This window comes from uncultured Brachyspira sp., from assembly GCF_949287625.1.
Taxonomy (GTDB): domain Bacteria; phylum Spirochaetota; class Brachyspiria; order Brachyspirales; family Brachyspiraceae; genus Brachyspira.
This window is the reverse complement of sequence record NZ_CASEGO010000001.1, coordinates 1-25,301: the sequence shown is the minus strand read 5'-3', so window position 1 is coordinate 25,301 and position 25,301 is coordinate 1. Positions and strand designations below refer to the sequence as shown.

At 26.1% G+C, this 25,301-nt stretch carries 24 protein-coding genes; 8 read left to right on the top strand and 16 right to left on the bottom strand.

Features of this window, described 5'->3' with window-relative positions:
- Positions 1 to 63: 63 nt before the first annotated feature.
- From arsS to Q1X91_RS00105, 4 genes are all read right to left on the bottom strand, one after another.
- Positions 64 to 1,014, bottom strand: a complete 951-nt coding sequence (arsS, locus tag Q1X91_RS00120; RefSeq protein WP_300752151.1) for an arsenosugar biosynthesis radical SAM (seleno)protein ArsS — start codon at positions 1,012 to 1,014, stop codon at positions 64 to 66.
- Positions 1,015 to 1,264: 250 nt separating this feature from the next.
- Positions 1,265 to 1,681: a rhodanese-like domain-containing protein gene (locus Q1X91_RS00115; RefSeq protein ID WP_300752150.1), complete on the bottom strand. Its 417-nt coding sequence runs from the start codon at positions 1,679 to 1,681 to the stop codon at positions 1,265 to 1,267.
- A 505-nt stretch (positions 1,682 to 2,186) separates the two neighbouring features.
- Positions 2,187 to 4,208 (bottom strand): AAA family ATPase, encoded by a 2,022-nt coding sequence (locus tag Q1X91_RS00110; protein WP_300752149.1) that lies wholly within the window; start codon positions 4,206 to 4,208, stop codon positions 2,187 to 2,189.
- Positions 4,205 to 4,705, bottom strand: coding sequence for a hypothetical protein (locus Q1X91_RS00105; RefSeq protein ID WP_300752148.1), 501 nt, complete (start codon positions 4,703 to 4,705; stop codon positions 4,205 to 4,207). The genes Q1X91_RS00110 and Q1X91_RS00105 overlap by 4 nt, the downstream gene beginning before the upstream one ends.
- 397 nt (positions 4,706 to 5,102) lie before the next feature.
- Here Q1X91_RS00105 and Q1X91_RS00100 point away from each other — a divergent pair, with 397 nt between their 5' ends.
- From Q1X91_RS00100 to Q1X91_RS00090, 3 genes are all read left to right on the top strand, one after another.
- Positions 5,103 to 6,731 (top strand): NAD(P)/FAD-dependent oxidoreductase, encoded by a 1,629-nt coding sequence (locus tag Q1X91_RS00100; protein ID WP_300752146.1) that lies wholly within the window; start codon positions 5,103 to 5,105, stop codon positions 6,729 to 6,731.
- Between the two features lie 80 nt (positions 6,732 to 6,811).
- The gene (locus tag Q1X91_RS00095; protein ID WP_300752144.1) at positions 6,812 to 7,312 is read left to right on the top strand and encodes a DUF2147 domain-containing protein; all 501 of its coding nucleotides are present in this window, start codon (positions 6,812 to 6,814) and stop codon (positions 7,310 to 7,312) included.
- A gap of 273 nt (positions 7,313 to 7,585) precedes the next feature.
- A complete protein-coding gene (locus Q1X91_RS00090; protein WP_300752142.1) occupies positions 7,586 to 8,092 on the top strand; it encodes a DUF2147 domain-containing protein in 507 nt (168 codons plus the stop codon).
- A gap of 27 nt (positions 8,093 to 8,119) precedes the next feature.
- Here Q1X91_RS00090 and Q1X91_RS00085 read toward each other — a convergent pair whose 3' ends face one another.
- The 5 genes from Q1X91_RS00085 to Q1X91_RS00065 form a co-directional block, all read right to left on the bottom strand.
- Entirely contained in the window at positions 8,120 to 8,503 is a 384-nt protein-coding gene (locus tag Q1X91_RS00085; RefSeq protein ID WP_300752140.1) for a hypothetical protein, read from the bottom strand.
- 154 nt (positions 8,504 to 8,657) lie between these two features.
- Entirely contained in the window at positions 8,658 to 9,575 is a 918-nt protein-coding gene (locus Q1X91_RS00080; RefSeq protein ID WP_300752138.1) for a DMT family transporter, read from the bottom strand.
- Between the two features lie 109 nt (positions 9,576 to 9,684).
- Complete coding sequence (locus Q1X91_RS00075) at positions 9,685 to 10,812, bottom strand: MFS transporter (protein ID WP_300752135.1); 1,128 nt, start codon at positions 10,810 to 10,812, stop codon at positions 9,685 to 9,687.
- Between the two features lie 118 nt (positions 10,813 to 10,930).
- On the bottom strand, positions 10,931 to 11,701 hold the full coding sequence (locus Q1X91_RS00070) for an HAD-IIA family hydrolase (protein ID WP_300752133.1): 771 nt from the start codon (positions 11,699 to 11,701) through the stop codon (positions 10,931 to 10,933).
- Positions 11,702 to 11,884: 183 nt separating this feature from the next.
- Positions 11,885 to 12,901 carry a low specificity L-threonine aldolase gene (locus Q1X91_RS00065; RefSeq protein ID WP_300752131.1) on the bottom strand — a complete coding sequence of 339 codons (1,017 nt, stop codon included), beginning with the start codon at positions 12,899 to 12,901 and terminating at the stop codon, positions 11,885 to 11,887.
- Positions 12,902 to 13,359: 458 nt separating this feature from the next.
- Here Q1X91_RS00065 and purB point away from each other — a divergent pair, with 458 nt between their 5' ends.
- Positions 13,360 to 14,652 carry an adenylosuccinate lyase gene (purB, locus tag Q1X91_RS00060; RefSeq protein WP_300752129.1) on the top strand — a complete coding sequence of 431 codons (1,293 nt, stop codon included), beginning with the start codon at positions 13,360 to 13,362 and terminating at the stop codon, positions 14,650 to 14,652.
- 137 nt (positions 14,653 to 14,789) lie between these two features.
- Positions 14,790 to 15,992, top strand: coding sequence for a cyclic nucleotide-binding domain-containing protein (locus Q1X91_RS00055; protein WP_300752127.1), 1,203 nt, complete (start codon positions 14,790 to 14,792; stop codon positions 15,990 to 15,992).
- Positions 15,993 to 15,995: 3 nt separating this feature from the next.
- Here Q1X91_RS00055 and Q1X91_RS00050 read toward each other — a convergent pair whose 3' ends face one another.
- The 6 genes from Q1X91_RS00050 to Q1X91_RS00025 form a co-directional block, all read right to left on the bottom strand.
- On the bottom strand, positions 15,996 to 16,778 hold the full coding sequence (locus Q1X91_RS00050) for a hypothetical protein (protein WP_300752125.1): 783 nt from the start codon (positions 16,776 to 16,778) through the stop codon (positions 15,996 to 15,998).
- Positions 16,779 to 16,910: 132 nt separating this feature from the next.
- Complete coding sequence (mnmE, locus tag Q1X91_RS00045) at positions 16,911 to 18,305, bottom strand: tRNA uridine-5-carboxymethylaminomethyl(34) synthesis GTPase MnmE (RefSeq protein ID WP_300752123.1); 1,395 nt, start codon at positions 18,303 to 18,305, stop codon at positions 16,911 to 16,913.
- Positions 18,306 to 18,320: 15 nt separating this feature from the next.
- A complete protein-coding gene (locus Q1X91_RS00040) occupies positions 18,321 to 19,352 on the bottom strand; it encodes a hypothetical protein (RefSeq protein WP_300752121.1) in 1,032 nt (343 codons plus the stop codon).
- A complete protein-coding gene (gene tsaE, locus Q1X91_RS00035; protein ID WP_300752119.1) occupies positions 19,349 to 19,795 on the bottom strand; it encodes a tRNA (adenosine(37)-N6)-threonylcarbamoyltransferase complex ATPase subunit type 1 TsaE in 447 nt (148 codons plus the stop codon). Before tsaE ends, Q1X91_RS00040 begins: the two co-directional genes overlap by 4 nt.
- 49 nt (positions 19,796 to 19,844) lie before the next feature.
- Complete coding sequence (locus Q1X91_RS00030) at positions 19,845 to 20,825, bottom strand: WESB_1763 family membrane protein (RefSeq protein ID WP_300752117.1); 981 nt, start codon at positions 20,823 to 20,825, stop codon at positions 19,845 to 19,847.
- 66 nt (positions 20,826 to 20,891) lie between these two features.
- A complete protein-coding gene (locus tag Q1X91_RS00025; protein WP_300752115.1) occupies positions 20,892 to 21,635 on the bottom strand; it encodes a L,D-transpeptidase family protein in 744 nt (247 codons plus the stop codon).
- Between the two features lie 139 nt (positions 21,636 to 21,774).
- On the opposite strand from Q1X91_RS00025, the gene Q1X91_RS00020 reads away from it, so the two are divergent.
- The 3 genes from Q1X91_RS00020 to Q1X91_RS00010 all read left to right on the top strand — a co-directional run bounded on the left by Q1X91_RS00020 (position 21,775) and on the right by Q1X91_RS00010 (position 23,660).
- Positions 21,775 to 22,134 (top strand): hypothetical protein, encoded by a 360-nt coding sequence (locus tag Q1X91_RS00020; RefSeq protein ID WP_020004206.1) that lies wholly within the window; start codon positions 21,775 to 21,777, stop codon positions 22,132 to 22,134.
- A 16-nt stretch (positions 22,135 to 22,150) separates the two neighbouring features.
- Positions 22,151 to 22,600 (top strand): GNAT family N-acetyltransferase, encoded by a 450-nt coding sequence (locus tag Q1X91_RS00015; RefSeq protein WP_300752109.1) that lies wholly within the window; start codon positions 22,151 to 22,153, stop codon positions 22,598 to 22,600.
- A gap of 100 nt (positions 22,601 to 22,700) precedes the next feature.
- On the top strand, positions 22,701 to 23,660 hold the full coding sequence (locus Q1X91_RS00010) for an ABC transporter ATP-binding protein (protein ID WP_300752108.1): 960 nt from the start codon (positions 22,701 to 22,703) through the stop codon (positions 23,658 to 23,660).
- Here Q1X91_RS00010 and Q1X91_RS00005 read toward each other — a convergent pair.
- Positions 23,653 to 25,188: a hypothetical protein gene (locus Q1X91_RS00005; RefSeq protein WP_300752106.1), complete on the bottom strand. Its 1,536-nt coding sequence runs from the start codon at positions 25,186 to 25,188 to the stop codon at positions 23,653 to 23,655. The genes Q1X91_RS00010 and Q1X91_RS00005 overlap by 8 nt on opposite strands.
- Positions 25,189 to 25,301 lie beyond the last annotated feature (113 nt).

Genomic DNA, 25,301 nt, shown 5'->3' with positions numbered 1-25,301 from the left:
CTCCGAATAGTTTATGTATTATAATAAAGTATAGTAAAATGATTTTTTAAATTCAATAATTATTTAAGATAAATTTCCCTGACAGCTGCTTCCTTCTCCAGCAGTACATCCGTAACAGTAGTCTTCAACTGGTATATGATTATCTTTAAAATCATCAATAGTCAGATCGCCTATATAATAAGACTTTCCATTCTGTGATAAAAGATTTTTCATTTGATTAAAATCACAGTCATAAACCTTTCCGTCATATCCTATATTAATAGTATCGAGACACATTACTTTAAACGCATTTGATGCATTAAAATTATCTTCAAGAAGTTTCATATATGCTTCATATTTATTATTTTTCTTTAGCTTTTCTTCAAATCTTCCTATAGGTATATTTGCTATTGTGTATAGATTATTAAACACTATATTATGATCATTTTTTAAATTTGTTTTATAATCTTTTTCAAGTTCTTTTTGAGAAGAAGGCAGATAATCATCTAAAGGATTATAAACTAAATTTATTATTAAGTTTTCATCTATGCCATATCCTATAGAGTTCAGATATTTAAGCATATTTATACATTTTTCATAAGTACCATTTCCTCTTTGTTCATCTACATTTTCTTTTGTGTAGCATGGAAGAGAAGCTGTTAATTCCACATTATTATCTTTAAAAACTTCTATAAGTTCTTTTTTATCTTCTAAAATAGTTAAATTTGTTCTTAATATTATTCTTTTTACATTCTTTAATTTTCTAAGCTCTTTTATAAAATATTCTATAAACTCTGATTTTTCAGGAGCTCCTCCAGTAATATCAATATCAATTTCTCTACCGCAGTTTTTTATAAATTTTAAACAGTCATCTATTACTTCTTTTTTTATAGTTTCAGTTCTGTTTTTTCCTGCATTCACATGGCAGTGGGTACAATTTAGGTTGCAGGCATATCCTGTATTAATTTGTATTGTTTTAATTTCTTTTTTATTTAGATTAATGCCGTATTTTTTTAACATTTCTAAAAAATGCATTGTGATTCCTCCGTAAATATTTTATTAGTTTAATTAACAAGTATAATAAATAATATTACTATACTTGTTAATTGTTTTATAGTAACAAATACTATTTTTTATAATTAATTTAATAATGATAATAATTTTGAATGTTTTTTTATAGATTCACGATCTAATTAATATTGAAAAATAAGGGGGATTTTATTTTTATAATGTAATGTTTTGTGTTTATAAAAATTATATTTCATAATAATAAAATAATGATAAATTATTTAGCCAATGCTTTAGAAAACTCATCATATCCTGCATCTTTTAAATTATTAATGTTAGTAAATCCTAAATCAGCCATTATTTGAGATGCCTGACCAGAGCGGTTTCCTGTTCTGCAGAATAATAAATACTCTTTGCTTTTATCTAATGCAGATACTTTTTCTTTGAAATCAGCTGCTTTGAAATCTATATTTGAAGCATTTTCTATAGTACCTGTTTCTTTAATTTCATCTGGAGTTCTAACATCTATTACTATAATATCAGGATTAGATACTATTAATGCTGCAGCTTCATCTACGGTCAAATTTTTGTAGTTTACAACTTCAGGAGTTTCAGCAGCTTCTTTTTTCTGACAGCCTGCCATTAATAATATAATAGATAATAGGGTGAAAGTGATAATGAGATTTTTTTTCATGTGATTCTCCTTAAGTTTATATAAAATTTTTTATATAATATCATACAAATAATTATAGTCAATTACAATTTTATTTATATTACTGATTATAATTATACTTGTTTCAAAAGTACTTGACAAATAATTTTATAAGTTTGTTATTTTATGCTGAATTAAATAATAGTAATTATTGTTTAATTAAATGCTTTATATATTGTATAAATTACATATTTAAGTTACAAAATGCAGTTCTTTCGCCGTATGGTTCTTTTATACTATTATACCATGCCGCGGGCGTACAGCGTCACAAAAGAACTGGGGTTGCCGAATGCATGCAGAGCGTGGCACTACTGTGTGCTTTGCATGGCAAAGCACCAACTATAATTTAAAAATGTTAAATTAAACATTTATCAATATTAACAAATTGAGTTTTGAAAGAAGTCTGATTTATTAATAGCAGCATCATATAAAAAAGGACTGTAATAAACAGTCCCTTTTCTATTGTTTAAGTTTTAATTGTTTGTATTTAAGAATTTTGATTCGCTTCTTGATTTTTTTTGCCGTTATTTTTATTATCTGTTAATACCATTTCGCTTAAATAGTCAAGAAGTTTATTAAAATTATTTATAGTCTGTTCATCTAATTCTCTTTTAAGAATATTGTTTTTGAATAATGAAGAAAGGCTTCCGCTTTTATTTTGTATCATTTCATTATATCTTTCTTTGTCATTATTACTGAATAGGCTTTCTATTTCTCTGAAAGATTGATCTGCTTCTTTTAATTGAAATACCGTTAATTTTTCTTTCATTAAAGTATTTGATTCTGAAGCTTTTTTGAATAAATTAGCCCTCTCATCGCTGTCTGTCAATATAACAGCCTCCCTAAACTGTACCAACTGTTTTAATTTATTATTCATCTGCTTATCATCTTTTCCAAGTCCATGAATAGGAAGAAATACCAAATTAATTTTTTTATTTTCTTTTGCTTCTTTTAATTTCTTAAAAGCTGTAAGATAATTATAATCCATAAGCCCTTCAACAAATATTACTTTGTTATTAGGATTGGTTATTATATCTCTATGAAGCACTCCGAAACTATCTACTATTTCATTTAATGTATCAACTTCATCTTCACCTATAGCAGAAAAATCATTCTGTATTTCAACGCCTATTTTATCTTTTTTGAATCTTACAATTCTAAGCTCATCTAAATAATCAACATCTATAAATGAAGGATTATGAGTAGTAGTTATAAATGTTACGCCATGATTTCTAGCAAAGTTTTTAATGAAATTTCTTAAATCTCTTCTGCCAGGTATTGATAAATGTATTTCTGGCTCATCCATCAAAACTATATCACCTGGATTTAATTCATTAGAGTGTAAAAAATTAAAGAAGAAAAAGAAGAAATTAAAAAACCATTTAAAGCCTACAGACTGCTGTTTTAATGAAATAATATTTCCATTTTTTTTCATAGATAAATATATTTGATCTTTTTCTAAAGTGATATAGAAATTATATTCCTGAGTGTTCAAATCCTGAAAGTATAATTCATTAAATTTTTTGCTTACTATATCTTTAAGATTCTGATTTATTGTGTTTTGATATTGATTTTTATGTCCGGGAGCTTTTTTTGCTTTTTCATAGGCTGTTTCTATAGTGCTGATATTTTTTCCTATAGCTTTGAATAATGCATTAAAAAATTTAGAATTTTTAATGTTTTCAGGAGTAGTAACTAAATCGCTGTCTTTAACCTCTTCTTCTTTATAATAAATAATATTAGGTATAAAGTTAATATTATATTTTTCTTTTATAATATCTTTAGGTACTTCTATAGTTTCTTCTGCTTCTATAACTGTATCTTTGAAGGCTATTTTTCTTAAATCATCAAATTCTTTTTCTTCTATTTTTTTAGAATAATAACTATTATATTCTGAAACGAAATTTGAATATAGTTTTTTTAACTCTTCATATATAGGTACAATTTCATCTAATGATTTCTTATTTATTGCACCATTATATTGATTATGAATATTTTTGATACTGCTTTCATAAGAATAATTTCTTTGAGAAAAAGTATTTCTTTGTGATTTATATAAATTAAATTTATTCTTAAATTCTGCTTTTACTGCTTCTATATCAAATTCTTTGCCTTTTACCGTTTTTTTGGTTTTAATAGTCTTATACTCTTTTTGTAAATTAGAATTATAATTAACATTTAAATTTTCATCTAAAAAATATTCTATTTCTTTGCTTTCGTTTTCATCAGCATAAATAAGTTTTATTTTAGGTTTTGCATCTTCATAGTCCATAAAGTCTGGAATATCTTTTTCTAAATCTATGCTTTCAATATTTTCTATAGGTGTTATTACTTTAACAGCATTCAGTATATTTGATTTACCGACATTGTTTTCGCCTATAAGTATTATAAGCTCGCCCATTTCATCTTTATTCAAAGTGTTATTTAAATAAAGTGTTTGGAATTCTTCCAAGTCTTTTGTAACTCCTATATTTCTAAAGTTTTGGATTTTTAAAAATCTTCTATTCATTTATCACTCCATTTTTTATTTATTTTTATTTTAAAGCCTTGAGTTTTATATAGTTCTTCTAAAGGCTTTATAAACTCATATTCTTCTTCTGTGATTTTTTTATCAGCTATATTTCTGCATCTTATCAAATAATCTAAAATAGGGTCAAAGAAATTATCTTCTGAAATAAGATATATAAAATCCTCTTTTGTTTTATTTTGATGTTTTAATAAATTTCTTACTTGTATTTTTTTCTTTTCTGTTTCGCTGATATTTTCTTCTATTTTTGATATATTTTCTAATATAAACTTTATAACATTAGTCTTGCCTATATTTTTATTATTATCAATATATTCAAAAACAGTTAAAACTTTTGATTCTATTTCATTACGATGTCCAGTTTCGTACATTTCTATATATTTATAAATTGTAGGTCTTGACATTTCCATATATTTGGCTAAGTCCATTATTCTAATATCAAGCTCTTTTATTTTTTCTCTTAATAGTTTGTTTTTCATTTTTATTTATTCGATTTATTTTTTATATATTTATATTATAGCCTGTTTACAAAAAATGTCAATAGTGTATTTACAAAAAGTGTAAAATTTTTGGTTACAAAAAGTGTAAATATAATTTTTATTGATTATTATTAATTTATTAGCTTTATAATATAGAGTGCCTCATCATAATTTATTCTAAAATAACAAACAAATATTTTGAAATTTATCATACATATAATACAAAATTGTAAAAAAATATTAAATTTATTGAAAAAAGGAACTATATATACGCATTTTTTATAAAAATTGCTTGTATTTTTTATTTTTTATATTATTATTAATATATAAGCAAAAAATAATAAAAACGCTTATAACTGATAAAGACAATTTGAATTTATTAAAGGAGATTATTAATATGACTAACAATAAATATGATATAGTAATAATAGGTTCTGGTTTAGGAGGATTAACTTCAGGAGCCTATTTAGCAAAAAAAGGAAAAAAAGTTCTTGTATTAGAAAGCCATAATATAGTGGGCGGATGTGCTACAGCATATAAAAGAAAAAACGTAAAATTTGAAGTAGGGCTTCATGAATTGGATATGGCTAAAAAAAACAGAGAGATGAAGCATGTAATATTCAGCAAATTAGGTCTTTATGACAGAGTTAATCTAGTACAGCTTCCTCAAACTTGGAGAATAAAAACAGAATCTACAGACTTGGTTATACCTGAAGGTTATGAGAATGCTATAAATACTTTAGAAAAAGAGTTTCCAGAGGAGAAAGAAGGTATAAAAAAATACTTTGCTGGACTTTCAAGAATGATGTATATGATAAGAAGAGTACCTTATGACTTGAAGTTTTGGGATTATTTTTTCTTTCCAGTAACAACACTTCCTATGATTTTATATCAGTTGTTTAAGCAGAAAAATACTGGAGATGTTTTGGATTCTATAATAAAAAGCGATAAGTTAAAAAGAATATTGAATATAAATATTACTTACTATCACCAAAACCCATATGAGTTTACTTGGTATTATCATGCTTGTGCTCAGGGTGCTTATTATAACTCTGCTTATTTTGTTAAAGGCGGAAGTCAGAACTTATCAAATGCTTTGGCTGATATAATAAAAGAAAACGGAGGAGATATAAAAGTTTCTTCAGAAGTTAAGAAAATAAATGTAAAAGGAAATATAGCAGAAGGAGTAACTTATTTTGATAAGAGAGCAAAACAGGAAGTTACAGTTAATGCTGATTATGTAATAGCAAATGCAGCTCCTCAAATAGTTTATGATGAATTACTGCCTAAAGGATATGAAGATAAGAGAATAAAGAAACTTAAAAACTCAGTATCGCTTTATACAGTTTACATAATATTTAAGAAAAAATTCTCAGAGCTTTATCCTAATAATGCATACTCTACTTTTATAACTACAGAAAAAACTTTGAATACAAATTTCAAAGAAGATGCTAAAGGACAAAGACATATACCAGTAGAAGACAGAAACTTTGTATTTGTAGATTATTCAGCAATAGACAGCGGACTTGTAGAAGAGGGAGATAACCGATCCTTTGCCGTACTTACTGGACCTTCATTTTTAGATGAATGGAAAGATTTGAGCGATGAAGAATATAAAGCAAGAAAAAAAGAAATGGCAGAAAAATTAATTGACAGAGCAGAACAGCATTACCCAGGATTTAGAGATAATATAGAGTATTATGAAGTAGCCACTCCGAAAACAATTAAGAGATACATTAAAACACCAGACGGTACTCCTTACGGATTTGTACAGGATACTTACTTGAAAAAAAGCAGATGTGTAAGGGTATCGCCTACTGTTAAAAACTTACATTTTGCGAGTGCTTGGAATTTCCCCGGCGGAGGATTTACAGGTGCTTTGTTAAGCGGATATTTAGCAGCACGCAATATATTATTCCCATTAAAACCTTATATAGTGCTTAGATTTTTATTATGTGCGGCTGTAGGTACTGCTATAGGTACAGCTTATCAATGGATACCTGCTTTAATTAATTTGTTTAAGTAACAAAAATATGTTTGCGTAAAGTGATAGACTAATGTATTAGTTTATCACTTATACCTAAAATCACTAAAAAGGAGAATTTAATGAAAAATAAAATAATGACAATATTAATTTTTACATTTTTGTTTAATGTATTAGCTTTTGCTCAGAATGCTGATGATATAACAGGTTTATGGTATAGTCAGGCAGATTCTCAAAATAGAGTTTCAGTTGTTGAAATATATAAAGAAAATAACAAATATTACGCCTATTCATTTGCTTATAAAAATTCAAATGACATAGTAAAAGATGTTAATAATCCTAAAAAAGAGTTAAGAAACTTACCTTTAAAAGGACTTGTTTATTTATATGATTTGGAGTTTGTTAAAGGCGAATGGAAAAACGGAAAAATATACAATCCAGATGACGGTAAAACATATAATGCAAAAGTAACTTTATCAGATAATGGCAGAGAAATAAAAATAAGAGCTAGTGTTGACGGAGCAGGAATTTTTGGAAAAGACATAATATGGCAAAAATTACCAAGTGGTGATGCTGCTAAATATAAACCGTTAAATAAAAGTGAATTAAGAAAGTTAAATTAATTAATCTTTAATTTGTATATAATAGACTTATGTGTAAAAAATAATTATATGATGATTATTAATTTTTCATAAAATAGCAGTTCAGGTTTTATGATCCCTTGTTGATAAATTAAATTGTCTTGGCCTGCAGATATAGCTATGTATTTGCAGGCTAAAAACAATAAAAAACAAAAAATGATTTTACCAAAGAATAAAAAATTGTGTTATATAAATATAAATTTTATAAAGACGATGATATTTTTATAAAAATTATTTGGAGAATTAAGTTAAATTATGAAGAGAAAAATTTTTATTCCATTAGTGCTTGTAGTTTTTTCAAATTTACTGCTTTTAGCTCAAAGTGCTGATGATGTTGTTGGTCTTTGGTATTCAGAGAAAGATTCGCAAGGATTAATACCTGTTGTAGAGATTTATAAAGAAAATGGTAAATACTATGGTTATTTTTTTGACTATAAAGGCGGATATAACGGACCTGAGAAAAAAGATGTGAAAAATCCTAATAAAGAATTAAGAGAACTTCCTTTAAAAGGTTTAGTTTATTTAATGGGGCTTTCTTTTGATAATGGAGAATGGAAAGGCGGAAAAATATATAATCCTTATGATGGTAAAACATATAACGGCAAGATGTCTTTATCAGAAGATAAAAAAACTCTCACTGTAAGAGGTTCTTTAGATAAAGCAGGAGTATTGGGTAAATCTATGAAATGGACTAAAGTACCTGACTCTGAAAAATCACTTTATAAGCCTTTAAATAGGTCTGAGTTAAGAAAATTTAATTAATATTTCATAAAATATATAAACTATTTTTTAATAAAGAGGCTTTTTAGCCTCTTTTTTATTTTTATAAATATTTAATCGTAAGATATACCTAAACAAATACAGTTTGTAAAAAAATAAATTTTTTAAATTTTGATATTTGCGGGGCTTTGCCCCCGCTCTGCGTGCCTTCGGCAACCCCAGTTCTTTTGTGACGCTGTCCGCCTTCGGTGTGGTACAAATAACCAAAAAAACTGCATTTTTATCCCAAATTTCGGGTATTACAATACATTTAATACGTATTTTTAAAGTATAAAGTTCTAGTAATTGCGTTTTTCGCGAAGCGTGCCGACGAAGTCCACCTGTGGTGTTGGCAAAAATTTTTTTGTGCGGCAAAAAAGTTGATAATTCTATATAATGTACATCAGTTGACAAAATGAAATCGTTCCAGTATATATAAAAGAAATTATACAACATATAAAACATTGTATTTTATGATTTAAGATTAAATAATTTTAAAGTTAATATTGTCAAGTACTTTTGAAACAAGTCTATTGATTACACTATATAAAAATAAAAAATTAATTTATTACTGCTTATTTTTTATTTTATCTCCTATCGTACTGTATATTATTCCTGCAAGTATTAATAAACCTCCTATAACCTGAGATACTAATACATTTTCATGCAAAAGTATAACAGCTTCCAAAGATGAAAAGAACGGTATAGAATCATATATTATACCTCCCTTTATAGCACCTATTTTTGCAATAGCCATATTCCATAGTATAAAACCTAAGGCAGAAGGAAATACTCCTACATATATGAGTATTAATGCTGATTTTGTATCCAAAGCATGAGCATTATTTGAAGCATATTTAAAAATCATTGCTGCTGCCAAAGGTATAAGTCCTATTATAACCATAAGATAAAAGAATGCTGACTGTGAAATCTCTTTAGGTCTTATTTTAATGGTCAAAGTGTAAACAGCAAATAATATAACAGCAAACAGCATATATAAATCACCTATAGCAAATTTTAAACTCATAAGCACATCTATACTACCTTTTGTTATTAATATGACAACACCAACTATAACTATAAGAAGTCCTAATTTTTGATGAATAGTTAATTTAGTTTTCCATACTATCCTGCCTATTATTGCCATCACAATAGGAGATAATGTAGCAAGCAAAGACATATTTGTAGCATTACTTGTATGTGCCGCTAAATATACAAATGTATTAAATACTGTTACACCAAGTATAGATATTATTATAACTTTAATCCATATTCCTTTTATATATTTTATGTTTTTTATTAATTTTTTTATACAAAATGGAGTAAGAACTATAAAGGTTACTAGCCATCTGTAAAAAGAAATTTCTATTGGGGTAAAATGTACAAGAAATCTGGCAGCTACAAAGTTTCCGCTCCATATTATAACCGCGAGTATTGCGAGTATATATCCAATATTATTGTTATTTGACGTGTTATTTTCTGACATAATTTTTTCCTAATTTCATTTTATATTATTATGAAATAATATATAACTAAAAATATATTAATAAGCGTAATATATTATTATAAAACTATTTTTTTGCAATTGTTTTTTATTATTTATTTGTAATATAATAATAGATTGATATTACTGATGATAAAAAAGCAATTACTGCAAGCATAATATATGCTAAGTTTATAGAATATAAATCTATTAATTTACCAGTTATTATAGGGAATATAAAAATTCCTAATGAATATGTTGATTGAAAAAATCCCATAGCAGATGATTTTTTATCTATATCTATTTCTTTTACAGATTCGCTTGTAAGAAGCGATGCAAGTATACCAGAAGAAAAACCTCCCAAAACTTGAGAGACCATTACAATAAATACATTATTTACTGATATAACTATAATACAGTACAAAGCCATAATTATAAATGATAATGGTATATATTTTTTTATATTATTTTCATTTTTTATTTTGCTTGGTACGAAAGCACCTACTATAGCAAAGAACATACTTATTATTGATGCCATTCCAACATTATTGTCCGTTCCGCCTAATTCTTTTATTCTATTTAAAGTAAAAGAAATTACAGCAGACATTTGCACGCCTTGCATTACTGCAGCAAGCAGAGAAAATACTATTAATCTTTTATTTTTTATAACTGAAAATAAATCATTAAAAGACATTTTTTTATTATGTTCGCTGTCTTTTAAAAATAATCCTAGTAATGATACCAATGCTCCAGATACAGCACTTACAAGAAGAATAAATTTCATTCCAAGTTTATTATAAGAAATAGCCACTATTAAAAAAGCAATAAACATACCAAGCACGCTTGCAACTAATGCCTTGCTTGTAGCTTTGTATTCTTCATTTTTATTGAAATACGAAGCATATAAAACCATAAATACAGTCCAAATGGAGGCTGATATTCCGCATAATATTCCTCCTATTAAAAAGCCGTACTGATTTGTATTTAATAACCTTATTACTCCTCCAAGCGAAGTTAGAAATCCTGCTAATATTATGAGTGAACGGCATTTTCCTATATAATCATTAAGAAGCCCAAAAGGAAATTTTAAAAACATTTGAGCAGCACCATAAACTCCTATAATAACACCTATCATAGATGTATTTACATTAATAGAAGATAAATACGTAACCTGATATGGTATATAAACATATAATGACATCCATAAAAGAGTCATTATAATAAATAATAAATTAGACATATAAAAATTCCTGATTGTTATTTTAATTTAATAAGAAGTTATTAATTAAAAAAAGCTGTCTAATAAAATTAAACAGCTTTAATGGAAATTATTATATATTTAAAATATTATTTGTAAATTAAAATTTTTCTATATTTATTTCAGCCACAGAATTAAATATATAATTTGGTCTGTAAGGAAACCCTTCTATCATTTCTATATTTGTAACTCCAGATAGTACAAGAGCAGTTTTCATTCCAGCTCCAAGTCCTCCTAGTATATCAGTATCCATTCTGTCTCCTACCATAAGTGTATTTTCACTATGAGCATTAATCTGATTTTTGGCAATAGACATCATAATAGGGTTGGGTTTTCCCACGATATAAGGCTTTTTACCTGTAGCTGTTTCTATAGCAGCAAGTATAGGTCCTACAGCTGGTATTAGTTCACCATTTGGTGCTGGGTCTACTATATCTGGATTGCATCCTATAAATCTTGCTCCTTTATTTATAAGGTGAACAGCCTTCTGAAGCATATCAAAATTAAAAGCACTTGTTTTACCTACAACTACATAGTCTGGATTAACATCATTAATACTGTATCCTACATTATAAAGTTCACTTACAAGTCCGCCTGTACCTATAACATATGCAGTACCGTTTGCAAGCTGCCTTTGTAAAAATATCGCTGTTGCCTGTGCTGCTGTAAAGAAATGCTTTTCTTCAAGTCCGTTTACACCTAATGATTCTAATTTTCTTTTTAAATCTCTCGGAGTTTGTTCTGCATTATTTGTTAAAAATAAAAAAGGCACATTTTTATATAATAACATTCTTATGAAATCTTCTGCACCTTCTATTAAATTATTTCCTCTGTATATAACTCCGTCCATATCTGATATTATACTAATCATAGATTACTCTCCGTCTTATTTATTTTTATTGTCATGCTGATATTTAAATGCTGACAATTTTTATTCTTTTTTAAATTTTTTAATAATATTTAACAAATAAATTCTATAAATATAAAATAAAAAGTCAATTATAATTTTTTATTTTTGATAAAATAAAATCATTTAGGTACATATTAAAATATTTTATAATTTTTTTATTATAGAACAAACATCTTCTGTCTCTTCCATACTTATATCTCTATGTGTAACAAATCTTATTTTATAGTCACCAAAAGAACTTGATTTTATTCCTTGTTCTGATAATTTGGATAATATATTTGATGAAGGCTCTTTAGTGTCTGCTATTACTATATTAGTTTCAACATTATCCAAATCAATAGTACCTATTTTACTTTCAATTATTGCTTTTGCTATTTTTTTAGCCTTTATATGGTCTTCTTCAAGACTTTCTATATTATGTTCCAATGCGTATATACCAGCTGCTGCCATAAGTCCTATCTGTCTCATTCCTCCGCCTATTAATTTTCTTATGCTGAACGCCTCATCAATAAAATCTTTATTACCGCATATCATAGCTCCCATAGGGGCACCAAGTCCTTTTGATAAGCAGAATGTTATAGAATCAGTATTTGAGGCTATTTCTTTTACAGAGATTTTACTCGCTATAGAGGCATTAAAAACTCTTGCACCGTCCATATGAAGATGAATATTTTTTGATTTAGTGAAATCATAAAGTTCTTTTAATACTTCTATAGGATAAACACTTCCTCCATGCCTGTTATGACTGTTTTCTACTTCAACTATACTTACAGATGACATATAATAAGGCTGTTCTTTAACATAGTTTTTTACAATATCTTTTGTTAGTATTCCTCTATCAGCTTTTACAGGCAAAGGCATAATGCCTGCTAAAGATGAAGCTCCTCCTAATTCATAATGAACTATATGAGATTCTTCTTCTAGTAAAACCTGTTTATTTTTTCTTCCTAATATCATCATAGGTATTAAGTTCCCCATAGTACCGCTTGAAACAAATATTGCTTTTTCCTTTCCAGTAATTTCACAAGCTATTTTTTGAAGTTTATTAACTGTAGGATCTTCCATATAAACATCATCGCCGCATTCTGCATTGTATATAGCTTTACGCATTTCTTCGCTTGGTTTTGTAATAGTATCGCTTCTTAAGTCATAGATTTTCATTTTTATTAACTCCAATTTATATAAAAACTTTTTTAATTTTTTGATTTTTTATTTCTAAATAATTCTATTTCTTTTTTTATAAATTACAACTAATAGACTTGTTTCAAAACTCAATTTCTTAATATTTATAGTTTTTTACTTGTTTCAAAACTCAATTTCTTAATATTTATAGTTTTTTAATTTAATATTTTTTTAATTATAGTTGGGGCTTTGCCCCAAACCCCACTTCTTTTGGTGCCCCAAAGAAGCAAAAAGACTGCATGTTTATATACTAAAACGATAATTCATATAACATATAAAACATTATTTTTATAATTGATAAATTATAAAATTTTATACATAATCTTGTCAAGTACTTTTGAAACAAGTCTAATATTAAAAAATAATTGAAATAATTTATAATTTTGTCTATAATGATTTGGTATTTTATAATTTTTTATATTAAGGATAAATAATCTATGATAAAAAGATATACAAGAAAAGAAATGGGTGAGCTTTGGAGCTTGCAAAATGAGTTTCAGGTTATGCTTGATGTTGAAATTGCTGCATGTGAGGCTATGGCAGAAATAGGAGAGATACCTGCAGAAGCAGTAAAAAATATTAAAGAAAAAGCTGCTTTTACAGTAGAAAGAATTGCTGAAATAGAAAAAGAAACTAATCATGATATAATTTCATTTGTAACTGCCGTTCAGGAAAATGTAGGCGAGGGCGGACAGTATATACATAAAGGTTTAACTTCAAGTGATGTAAAAGATACTGCTTTGGCGGTGATGATGAAAAGGTCTGCTGAAATAATACTTGATGATTTAAAAAGATTATCAGAAGTATTATTAAGAAGAGCTAAAGAACATAAATATACTCCTTGTATAGGACGTACACATGGTATACATGCTGAACCTATGACATTGGGTTTAAAATTTATATTATGGTATGATGAAAACGAAAGAAATATTAAGAGGGTAGAAGAGGCTAAAAAACAGGTTTCTGTAGGTAAAATTTCAGGAGCAGTAGGTACTTACAGTAATATTGACCCAAGAATAGAAGAGATTGTTTGTAAAAAGCTAGGAATAGAGGCTGATAAAGTTTCTACTCAAATAATACAAAGAGATAGGCATGCACAGTATCTTACTACATTGGCAATAGTAGCAAGTTCATTAGAGAAATTTGCTACAGAAATTAGAAATCTTCAAAGAACTGACATAAGAGAAGCAGAAGAATATTTCAGCGAAAAGCAAAAAGGTTCATCTGCTATGCCTCATAAAAGAAATCCTATCACTTGTGAGAGAATATCTGGTTTAGCAAGAATTGTAAGAGGTAATGCATTAGCTTCTATGGAAGACATTACACTTTGGCATGAAAGAGATATAAGTCATTCATCAGTAGAGCGTGTTATACTTCCAGATTCTACTATTGCTGTTGATTATGCTCTTAATAAATTTATCGATATAGTAGATAAACTTTTAATATATCCAGATGCTATGAAAGCAAATATTGAAAAAACAGGCGGTTTAATATTTAGTCAGAGAATATTGATAAGTTTAGTTAATAAAGGAATTGACAGAGATAATGCCTACAGATGGGTTCAGAGAAATGCCATGAAAAGATGGCTAAATAACGAAGACTTCAGAGAGAACGTTCATAAAGATGAAGATATAAAAAAATATTTAAGCGATAAAGAAATTGATGACTGCTTTGATTATGCTTATTATTTGAGAAATATTGATGTTATAATGAAAAGATTTGGTATATAATTTAGATAAATGAAAAATAAAAGAGACTTTATATTTTGTAAGGTCTCTTTTTATTTGTCTTAAAAAATAATTATATCATATTGACTTATATTTTTTATAAGTTAATATGATACTATCATATGTATATGGGGGATATGATGATTAATTATAATAATATTGTATCATTTAAAAAATCCTCTATCATTTTTATAGAGGATAAGTATCCTAAAAAATCTTTTTATATAATAACTAGCGGTAAAGCTGTATCATACGGAAAATATTTTGACAGCAATATGGAATATACAAAGGGCGATGTACTTGGACTAGTAAATTCAGCTTTGAATGAACCATACTTTTTTAATGTTAAAGCTGATACTGATATTGAGACTTTAGAAATAAATATAGATGATATTATCAATATATATAATAAAGATCTAATAAAAAAAATGCATAATTATTTAGAAAATTCTTTGGAGGTATGGCTAAGCAAATATTATATTAATCTTTCACATCATCATTCTATGACTAAATATGATATTAATGAAGGGTATGTTTTAAATATGGCACAAGTATATAATGATAATAACCTCCCAACAGTTGCTTATGAAATATACAATCAATATCTAAAACTTTTTCCTAACAGCAGCAGCACTAAAGATATTAAAGATATGATAGATTCTATGAAAGAGTATAGCTTGCCTGAACCAGAAGCAATGGAAGATAATGTGTTTTTTTATAAAAAAGGATATTGTTTATATACAGAGCTTATGGCTGGTAATTATCTTTATCTTATTAATTCTGGTAAAGTAGGTGTATATAATGTTGTAAACTCAAAATTGGTTACAAGAGCCATTTATTCCAGCAATAACCTTATAGACGGATATATTCCTGATATAACATATCAGCCTCTGTCAACTACAACTGTAGTTCTTGAAGATTCTAAAATTAAACTTTTAAAAAAAGAAGAGTTTATATCAATAGTAGCTAATGTTAACTCTTTAAGACTTTATTATTTAAAAATCATATGCACTAAAATAAGAAACAGTGTTCTTAAAGTTATGGCACTTAACAGTCAAGATATATTTATGAAACTGCTTATTACTATATATTATATAGTTAGAACAGAAACTCTATTTACAAGCAAAGAAGTAAATACTGCTGATCTTTTATATAAATTGTATGATATATCTGCTGTAATAGGGTATAATGATATCAGTATTATAAAAAGTGAGTTAAAGAAAATACATTATATTGCAGTAGATGATAATGACTATATACATGTACTTGATGTTAATAACTTTATAAAAGAGTATGAAACATATAAAAAAAGACTTTCTATAAAAAGTCATCATCATAAATAATGTTTACTTCTTTTTATAAGATTCAGGGGATACAACTGCATTTGATTTATTATCATTTGTATTATTAGAAGCAGGCAATTTTTTGTAAGGAGTTTTAAAAGGACTGAATCTTAAACCAACTTGAAGTCCTGCTCCAAAACTGTCTGCAGAAGTGTATGTTTTTTCATCGATTTTTTTTCTAGTGCCAAACTCATAATCAAAATATAATCCAAAATTTGCAGCTACATTATAGTTATTGAATACAGAATAATCAAATGTTAATTTAACATAAGGTATTACATTCATTTTGTCATATTCATTAACTATATCAATTATATTTACATTATATCCTTCTGCAGTGTAATTAGTTCCATATGTTGTTACTTTATTTTCAATAGTTCCTGATATAGGTATTTTCAATCCTCCGCCTATACCTATAGAAAAATCTTTTATATTGATTTTTGGAAGAAGTCCTACCTGAAGACTATGAAAAGAAACAGAACTTAAATTTTCTATACTGCTGTCTGATGAAGGGATAGTGTATGCATAAGTATCATGGCTGTATCCTGCTTCTCCCAATATGCTTAAACCTACACCATTTTTAAAATCTACAATATATCCGAATTGAGCAGTAATACCTATATCAAAACCAAGCCCGATTTTTCTTTCAATGTCGTCTTTAGGTCCCTTATACATTCCTACAGAAAGTCCTACTGGCATATTGAATATTCCTTCAAATCCGCTTTCAGCAAAAAGAGATAAATTTATTAATATAAAAACAGAAATCGCTGCAAATAACTTTTTCATAAATATATATTAAACTCCCTTTATCATTTTCACATAATTAATATTATATATTCTAATATTTATCGTCTTTTTTAATTCAGTATTATAATAAATATACTATTTTTTTGCAGTTTATCAAATGAAATTTTATAATTATTTTCCTATACAGAAATTAGCGAATATTTCATTAATTACTTCTTCAGCATCTATTTTTCCGCTTACATTTCCTAGTATACTGTTCAATATATTCATCTCTTCTGCAACTTCATCTAATGAGAATGACATTTTGGATTTTTCTATACATATATCAATCTGTTTAAGTCCTTTTTCTAAATAGCCTCTTTCTCTGTTATTGACATAGCTTTCTTTATTGAATATATCAATGTCAGAATTATTTACATAATTTTTTAATGCCTGTATTAATTTATCTTTACCTTCTTTTGTTTTTGTGCTTATATTTATAATATTTTTTGAGTCAATATTATAATCAAATTTTTTCCATTCATCACTTTTATTTAGAATGTATATTATATTTTTATCTTTTAATGTTTTTAAAAACTCTATTAAATTGATATCATTTTCATCAGCATTGCTTGATGAATCAAACACAGCAAGTATAATATTAGCTTCGTAAGCAGATTTTTTTGCCCTTTCTATACCTTCAAGTTCTATATCATTATCAGCGTCTTTATGAAATCCTGCAGTATCCATCAAATAAAATGGTATATTATCAATATATATATTCTCGCTTAAAAAATCTCTAGTAGTTCCAGCTATATTAGAAACTATCGCCCTGTTTTTATCGAGTATCATATTAAATATGCTGCTTTTTCCAGCATTGACTCTTCCAAGTATGGCTACCTTTATGCCATTAATAAGGTTTTCTACTCTGCTTGAATTGTATAAAATATTTTCTATATCTTTTTTTATATTTATAAAGTTTTCTATTAGTTTATCATAAGAAAATGTTTCTGTATCATCTTCTGGAAAATCTAATTCTCCGTAAACAAGCATTAGAGAGTTTTTGATATTATCTCTGAGTTTATCAATTTCTCTTGTAAGTCTTCCTCGTATTTTATATATGCTTGCTTCTGCCATAAGTCTGTTATTAGAATCTATCAAATCATGTATAGCCTCAGCCTCGCTTATACCAATACGTCCGTTAATATATGCTCTGTATGTAAACTCGCCTCTATTTGCAGCTCTTGCTCCGTTTCTTATTAGTAGATTTAAAAGAGAGTCTATTACAACAATACTTCCATGTGAAATAAACTCTATAGTATCTTCTGAAGTAAATGTATTTGGAGCAAGTGTTGAAAGCACTATAAGCTCATCTATAGGAGTATTATTTTCATCTTTTACCAAAGCATAATAGCTTTTTCTATGTTCGAATTTTGTTATATTTTTATTTTCATTTCCTGCATAAAAACATATTTTTGATGCTATTTCCAATGCTTTGCTTCCAGACATTCTTATTAAAGCTAATGCACTTTTTGAATAGGGGGTTGATAATGCTGCTATTGTGTCTTTTATATCGTATTCATTCATAATTTTTATAAACTCTTAACTATTGTTTTCTTCAAGCTGATGTATTTTTTTATTCATCTTTTTTTGATGTTTTAATTTTTTTCTTTCTTCTTTTTCTATTCTCTTATTTTCTTTTTCCTGAAGTTTTAAAGCCGTTTGTAAGTTTCCATTATTTATTATGTAATTCACACAAAAATCATAATCTTTCTGCATTATATTAAGTTCTGGAATCTGTTTTGCAAACTTTATATAGTCTGACTCTTCAAGCATATTCATTATATATTCGCTTTCATTAAAATGATGATTTTGAAAAAGATCATTAATCTCGCTTGTTGTCATGTCTTCTATATTAAACATAAATCTCTTTGTAAGATATCTTTTGAATATGAATGTTAATTCAAAATAGTATTCAGCATATTTATTTTCATTGTAGTATGTATTGCAGTCTAATGTTTTTAATGCATTTAAAGCTTCAGTATCTTCTTTGATATTAATTTTTTCATTAAATTTCTTTTCTATGTATTTGATAATAGTAAATATCAGTATTATTATAGCTATAACAGCAATAACAATTAATACAGCAAATATCCATACATATTTAGGCATAGGTATGCTCATAGTTTTTTTCATAGGAGGAAGTGTCTCTCCGTCAGAAAAAGAATTCACTAATATATTAACATCTTCTCCTAAAAGTTCTCTATATTCATTATTATAATTATAAGAAATTTTAAAAGGATATATTACAAACTGACCTATATCATAAAAACCTATTTGGTATTTTATAATTCTTTCTTTATATTTTCCTTTGTCTTTAGTTTTATTTTCTACTGATATTATCCTTGTTTTATTATTTCTGTCATCAAAGGAAATATCTTCATAATTATAGTCTATGCCATTTTTTGATATTATATGCACTTCATATTCTATTGCATTTCCTATAATGATATTTACTGATGATACAGTTGTTTTTGAATATATTACAGTATTATTATCTATTACTCTATTACTGCATGATAAAATAAATAATGCCAAAAATAATATAAAAAATAATAAAAAACATTTTTTCATGAAATCAAACTTATCCTATATAATCTGCTGTTTTCTTCTTTCATTTCTATTTCAAACAAATAGTACGGAGCTTCAAAGTAGTCTATAAACTTATTTCCCCATTCTATAATAGTAATTCCGTTTTCTTTAATTTTATCTTTAAATCCTATATCGTCAAGCTCTTCTTTACTGTCAAGACGGTATAAATCAACATGCCTTAATATACTTTCTTTGCCGTTAAGTATTATGTCATATTCATTTATTAATGTAAAAGACGGACTGCTTACTATATTATCACTCTCAAGAAGTCTTGATAATATACGCACAAATGTAGTTTTTCCGAATCCTAAATTGCCTTCCATTATTACAATATCGCCGTCTTTTAATATGCTTTTTAAATATTCAGCAACATTTTCTATATTGTTAATATTTTTTTCTTCTTCTAATAATGTTTCTTTTTTCATATTTAATTTATTTATTTTTAATTGTTATTTAATAATGGAAAATAATATATCATAGGTCATTATTTGTCAAATATGAAGCATCATCTTTTTGATTACTTTGAATGCCTGATATTTCCATAATTGCAAATAATGCTATCAATCTTAAAGAGAAATTGCTCATATCAAGTCCTGCAAGTATAAAAAGCGTAAATATTATAAGTTTAGGATAATATTCTTTTGATACTATTGAAGTCATAAATGATGTGAACAAAGTTATAAAAAACATAATCATAATTACCATATAAACAACAAAATGAAGATACATAACTATTCCTAAAGCACTGAAAAATGATATTATGATTAAGAAAAAACTATTTCCAAAAGAAAATATAGCCATTATTGATAGTATAATGGCTATTATAGCAAACATAAATGATCTATTTATATTTTTCATGATAACTTTTTTTATAAATATTAATATATAAGATATCATTAATACTAAAAAAGAAAATGATGATAATTTTGACATATAATTAGAAATATATGTTGAAATATAATGAAAGCTGTCGGTATCTATGACTTTATTTGCTGATATTATAAGATAATTTATATTAGATGACAATAAAGAAAGTAAAATAAATATATAAATCCCTCTTTCAAGTTCTGTTATATTTTTTGATAATATCATTGGAATTAATATCATTAAAGTAAGAATTAATAATAATGCAAAAAACAAAAGTTCTATTATATTATATATATTTATATCAATAGCATATAATTTTAGAGTACCGAATATTAAAAAAAGTATCCCAATAATAGAAAGCAGTAATTCTGACGTAAATATACAATTATAGAATTTGTAGAATACTAATAGAAAAAATGATATTAATACTATATAATCCAATATAAAAGTAATTAAATATAGTGAAGAATTACTGTCAATTACAATAGCTCTGAATAATAAATAATTAAAAAATACAATTGCAATAAGGATATAAGACCAAAAATTGTATTTACTAATAAAAGAGTTATTTCTATTTTCTTGAATCATTAAAGTAATATCCGATTATTATGTACATATATATAATAATACTATTATAAAAAAATTGCAAGGACATTAAAATATGTAGTTTCCGTTATTATCTATTTTTATAGTTATTTCTTTTTTTGTATTTTGAAATATATCATATCCTTCTTTTATATTTTTCCAAAAATCTATTAATGAACTTTCATATATTTTTTTATAGTAGTTAAAATTGTTATCAGTCATTTTAAAAGGGAATATGTATACTGGTATTTTATTTTGACCATTATCTTTTGCATATATAGCATATAAATATATTTCTTTAATTTTATCATCAGTCATAGGCATGCATCCTATAGTAACATTTGCCCCATGAATAAATATATCGCCTCCTAATCTTTTGGCATTGCTTTTTTTTCTGTCTGCTTCATTAGGATAATTAATACCCAAAGAAAGATAATAGCTGCTTGCAGGATTAAATCTGTCTATATAATAAAAACCTTCAGGCACCTGCAAATCTCCTTCCATTCTTTTAGGACCTAGTATACCAGATTTTGCTGCTATTTTATACTCTGCTATTTTTTTGTATGTTTTATCATTTTTATTTTTTGCATATATTTCCAGTATGTCTTCCTGTTTGTATGCAGTTATTAGAATGTTCATTTCATTTAATTTGATATTATTATTTATTATATTTTGTTTTATTAAAGCATCTTTTTCTTTTATTGCTGTTCTTACTCTGCCATATCTTTTTTGTTCATCAAGAAAACTGCCTGCGAATGATACTGAACTTATGATGTTAAATATAGCTATAGTGCAGATAATAATTTTTTTCATTTTAGCCTCCATAATAAATAATATGCGAATTATTTAATTGCTTTATTATCGTAAATAACTGCCTTGATTAAAAGTATTTTTTATTGTATTATCTATCTAACTAAATTATTATAATTATATATATTTTACGGAGGAGCTAATGCTAACTTTCAAAACTATTGATGAAAAAGAGATGCAGAATATAATTGATACTAAAGAAGTGAGTGATGATATAAAAAAATCTGCAGAAAATGTAATAGCTATATTTACACAGGATTGGTGCGGAGATTGGAAAGGATTAGAGAGAGAATTAAAAGCCAATGAAGAAAAATCACCTATAGATATTACAGTTTATATTTGTATGTATAATCAAAGTCCTTTATACGAGCCGTTTATGAATTTTAAAGAGACAGTATGGAATAATGGTTTAATACCATATTTAAGATATTATAAAAATGGTTCTTTTGTTAAAGATACTAATCATTTGCCTTTTCAAAGACTTATAAAAGTTTTTGAATAATATATAATTTATTTAAATGATAAAAATAGAAAAAGCATGCATAGATGATATTGAAGAAATTTCTATGCTTGCCAAAAATATATATTTAAAATACAATTCACATATTGATACAGAAGAGGGTATAAATAACGTATTATTATTTATATCCTCTAATAATATGAGATTAAGATTTTTTATGGAAGGTTCTCTCATACTTATAGCAAGAAATGAAAATAATTCTATTTTGGGTATGATAGAAATAATTAATTATGATCATATTTCTCTTTTTTTCGTAGATGATAAATATTTCAAATCAAAAATAGGCACAAGATTATTTGAAGAAGCAAAAAACATTTTAAAGTCTGACAAATATACTGTAAAAGCGAGCGATTATGCTTTGGAGTTTTATAAAAAACTTGGATTTATTAAACTTTATAATGATATCCAGGAAGAAAACGGTGTTCATTTTCATTATATGATTTACTGAATTATTATTTTGATTAAAAGTTAATTGTAAAAATATTAATATTATATTATAATTAACATAATATATTTATTTTTTAATTAGAAATATAACAGGAATATAAATGGAAAATATACTTCAAGTAGAAAATTTAAAAATGTATTATCATACTTCTAAAGGTTTGGTAAAAGCTATTAATGATATTAGTTTTAATATAAAAAAAGGCGAAACATTAGGTATAGTAGGTGAGTCTGGATGCGGCAAAACAAGTCTTGGTACATCTCTTTTAAGAATGCCGTCTGTACCAGGTAAGTATGAAGGCGGAAAGATAATACTTGATAATGAAGATATTATTCCTCTTAAAGAAGAATATATTAGAAAGAATATAAGATGGTCTAAAATATCTATGGTTTTTCAAGGAGCTATGAATTCTCTAACCCCAGTTTATACTATAGGAAGTCAAATGCTTGAAACTCTTGAAAGACATGTTGATATGGATAAAACAGCGGCAAATAAACTTATAGAAGAGTATTTAGAATATGTAGGACTTCATTCAAGTATATATAAAAGATATCCTCATGAGCTTTCAGGCGGTATGAAGCAGAGGGTAGTAATAGCAGCTGCTTTATTTTTGAAGCCTAAACTTATTATACTTGATGAACCTACTACGGCATTAGATGTTATAGTTCAGGCACAGATAATTAATTTATTAAAAAAACTTAAGAAAGATTTTGACTTATCATTTATATTTATAACTCATGATTTGGCTTTGGAAGCAGAAATTTCTGATAGGGTATGTGTAATGTATGGAGGAAAGATTGCCGAGCTTGCGAGTAATGAGGATATATATACAAATGCTAAACATCCATATACAAAAAGGCTTTTAAAAGCTACTCCTAGATTAAATAAGGCCGTAAGTAAATTGGAGTTTATAGAGGGCACTCCTCCAGATTTGCTTAATCCTCCTAAAGGCTGTATGTTTTATGACAGATGCAAAGAAAGAATTGATAAATGCAAAGATGAAGAGCCTATATTAAAAGATACTGGCAACGGACATTTATGTGCATGTCATTTGCTTAATTAGCATTTGTCTTTAATTCTTTGTATGTTATATATTGTTCATTACTATAAATTATAGGCATATTATTATATTGTGAGTTTGTGTTTTTAGTTCCTATGATATTGTATTTTATATTTGAATTAGTATCTAATTTGAAATTTGTATTTTCAATTTTCATAAGTACATATGAATAATTATCCGTATCATATAAATCAAAAGAATTACTGTTTGAGTCTTTTATTATACTTTCTATATGAGGCTGCATAAATTCCCATCCGAATTTGCCTCTATTTTTATATACATCATATATCTGTATATTCACGGCAAATAGATTAATTACTGCAAATATTACTATAAAGTTAAAAATCTTTTTATGTTCTATTTTTTTTATAAAATAGATTATAGGTATGAAAGTTAAAGGAAATATATTATAAAAATATCTTGGTCTTGCCGCACCTAAATTTAATAACATAAATAAAGCTATAGTTGCTGTTATATATATAAAATATAATAATGCTGATTCTTTGAATATTAAATCATCATTATTATTTAATTTCTTTTTAAAAAAATCTGAAATAAAAATTATGAAAGATGATAACCCAATAAGCACAGATATCATATAGAATATAAAACTAAAGATTAATTTAATATCACCATTAAACCAACGTGTAAATATTATAGCTATTTTATTTCCATAATTGTAATTTGGTTCATTAGTTGGAAAAAATAAAACAGACCATATTTGCGGAGGCTGTATTATAGGTTTTACTGAATTTTTTAAGTTAATAACATTCATAAAATTTGGAAATCCATTTGAAATTTCATATATTATATATGGAGTGTACAATGAAAATGATATCAATATACCAGCAGATAAAGGTATAATATAATGTTTTGTTCTTTTTATTCTTATTATTAAATATATAACAAATGCGGGTATTATACTAAAAAATACGGCAATATGACACATTGCTTCTAATGCTAGAACAGGAAATATAAAAATACTTGCGATATATGACATTTTATTATCAGATGATATATATATTAGTATTAATGTTATCGAAAGAAATGATAAAATAAAAACTGTGTCTGGATTATATATTTCATTTTGTAAATTTAGAAAATTTATATTTACAAATAATATTGATGTTATTATTGACATTATTTTTAAACCAAATTTTTTTAATATAAAAAACAAAAATATAATAGGAGATATTGTAATTAGTATATAGTTTAAAAATCTTGCTGTTTGAATATTTTCTCCTGATAAAAAATATAATAATACATACTGCCAGTAAAATGCTCCGCCCGGAATTTTCGGAATATTTGTATCGTATATTTCTTCAGATCCTATTAATAGAGGTGGGGATACTAAATGTGCCCCTGTAACAGGAAAAATTTTATTATCATAATATTTCCTCATATTATAATAATGCTCTAAAGTATCTCCGCTTGCTACATTATATTTATTATATAATTGAATTCTTGTTATTACTCCAATGAATATTGATAGAATAATAATAAATATATATATTAAGGACTTATTTTTCATATACTGCTCCATAATATATAAAAACAGTATACTGATTTATTATAAGAATTTTTGCAATGACAATAAATTTCTTTAATAGAATAAAATATTTTGTTTGTTTGTTTGTTTGTTTG

What these genes read in the sequence shown, in the direction of transcription:
- Q1X91_RS00065 (WP_300752131.1), bottom strand. Translation starts at nt 12,901, where the DNA reads ATGAAAATCTATGACTTAAGAAGCGATACTATTACAAAACCAAGCGAA.
- Q1X91_RS00025 (WP_300752115.1), bottom strand. Translation starts at nt 21,635, where the DNA reads ATGAAAAAAATTATTATCTGCACTATAGCTATATTTAACATCATAAGT.
- tsaE (WP_300752119.1), bottom strand. Translation starts at nt 19,795, where the DNA reads ATGAAAAAAGAAACATTATTAGAAGAAGAAAAAAATATTAACAATATA.
- purB (WP_300752129.1), top strand. Translation starts at nt 13,360, where the DNA reads ATGATAAAAAGATATACAAGAAAAGAAATGGGTGAGCTTTGGAGCTTG.
- Q1X91_RS00105 (WP_300752148.1), bottom strand. Translation starts at nt 4,705, where the DNA reads ATGAAAAACAAACTATTAAGAGAAAAAATAAAAGAGCTTGATATTAGA.
- Q1X91_RS00090 (WP_300752142.1), top strand. Translation starts at nt 7,586, where the DNA reads ATGAAGAGAAAAATTTTTATTCCATTAGTGCTTGTAGTTTTTTCAAAT.
- Q1X91_RS00110 (WP_300752149.1), bottom strand. Translation starts at nt 4,208, where the DNA reads ATGAATAGAAGATTTTTAAAAATCCAAAACTTTAGAAATATAGGAGTT.
- Q1X91_RS00075 (WP_300752135.1), bottom strand. Translation starts at nt 10,812, where the DNA reads ATGTCTAATTTATTATTTATTATAATGACTCTTTTATGGATGTCATTA.
- Q1X91_RS00050 (WP_300752125.1), bottom strand. Translation starts at nt 16,778, where the DNA reads ATGAAAAAGTTATTTGCAGCGATTTCTGTTTTTATATTAATAAATTTA.
- Q1X91_RS00070 (WP_300752133.1), bottom strand. Translation starts at nt 11,701, where the DNA reads ATGATTAGTATAATATCAGATATGGACGGAGTTATATACAGAGGAAAT.
- Q1X91_RS00115 (WP_300752150.1), bottom strand. Translation starts at nt 1,681, where the DNA reads ATGAAAAAAAATCTCATTATCACTTTCACCCTATTATCTATTATATTA.
- mnmE (WP_300752123.1), bottom strand. Translation starts at nt 18,305, where the DNA reads ATGAATGAATACGATATAAAAGACACAATAGCAGCATTATCAACCCCC.
- Q1X91_RS00095 (WP_300752144.1), top strand. Translation starts at nt 6,812, where the DNA reads ATGAAAAATAAAATAATGACAATATTAATTTTTACATTTTTGTTTAAT.
- Q1X91_RS00040 (WP_300752121.1), bottom strand. Translation starts at nt 19,352, where the DNA reads ATGAAAAAATGTTTTTTATTATTTTTTATATTATTTTTGGCATTATTT.
- Q1X91_RS00020 (WP_020004206.1), top strand. Translation starts at nt 21,775, where the DNA reads ATGCTAACTTTCAAAACTATTGATGAAAAAGAGATGCAGAATATAATT.
- arsS (WP_300752151.1), bottom strand. Translation starts at nt 1,014, where the DNA reads ATGCATTTTTTAGAAATGTTAAAAAAATACGGCATTAATCTAAATAAA.
- Q1X91_RS00010 (WP_300752108.1), top strand. Translation starts at nt 22,701, where the DNA reads ATGGAAAATATACTTCAAGTAGAAAATTTAAAAATGTATTATCATACT.
- Q1X91_RS00005 (WP_300752106.1), bottom strand. Translation starts at nt 25,188, where the DNA reads ATGAAAAATAAGTCCTTAATATATATATTTATTATTATTCTATCAATA.
- Q1X91_RS00015 (WP_300752109.1), top strand. Translation starts at nt 22,151, where the DNA reads ATGATAAAAATAGAAAAAGCATGCATAGATGATATTGAAGAAATTTCT.
- Q1X91_RS00055 (WP_300752127.1), top strand. Translation starts at nt 14,790, where the DNA reads ATGATTAATTATAATAATATTGTATCATTTAAAAAATCCTCTATCATT.
- Q1X91_RS00030 (WP_300752117.1), bottom strand. Translation starts at nt 20,825, where the DNA reads ATGATTCAAGAAAATAGAAATAACTCTTTTATTAGTAAATACAATTTT.
- Q1X91_RS00100 (WP_300752146.1), top strand. Translation starts at nt 5,103, where the DNA reads ATGACTAACAATAAATATGATATAGTAATAATAGGTTCTGGTTTAGGA.
- Q1X91_RS00080 (WP_300752138.1), bottom strand. Translation starts at nt 9,575, where the DNA reads ATGTCAGAAAATAACACGTCAAATAACAATAATATTGGATATATACTC.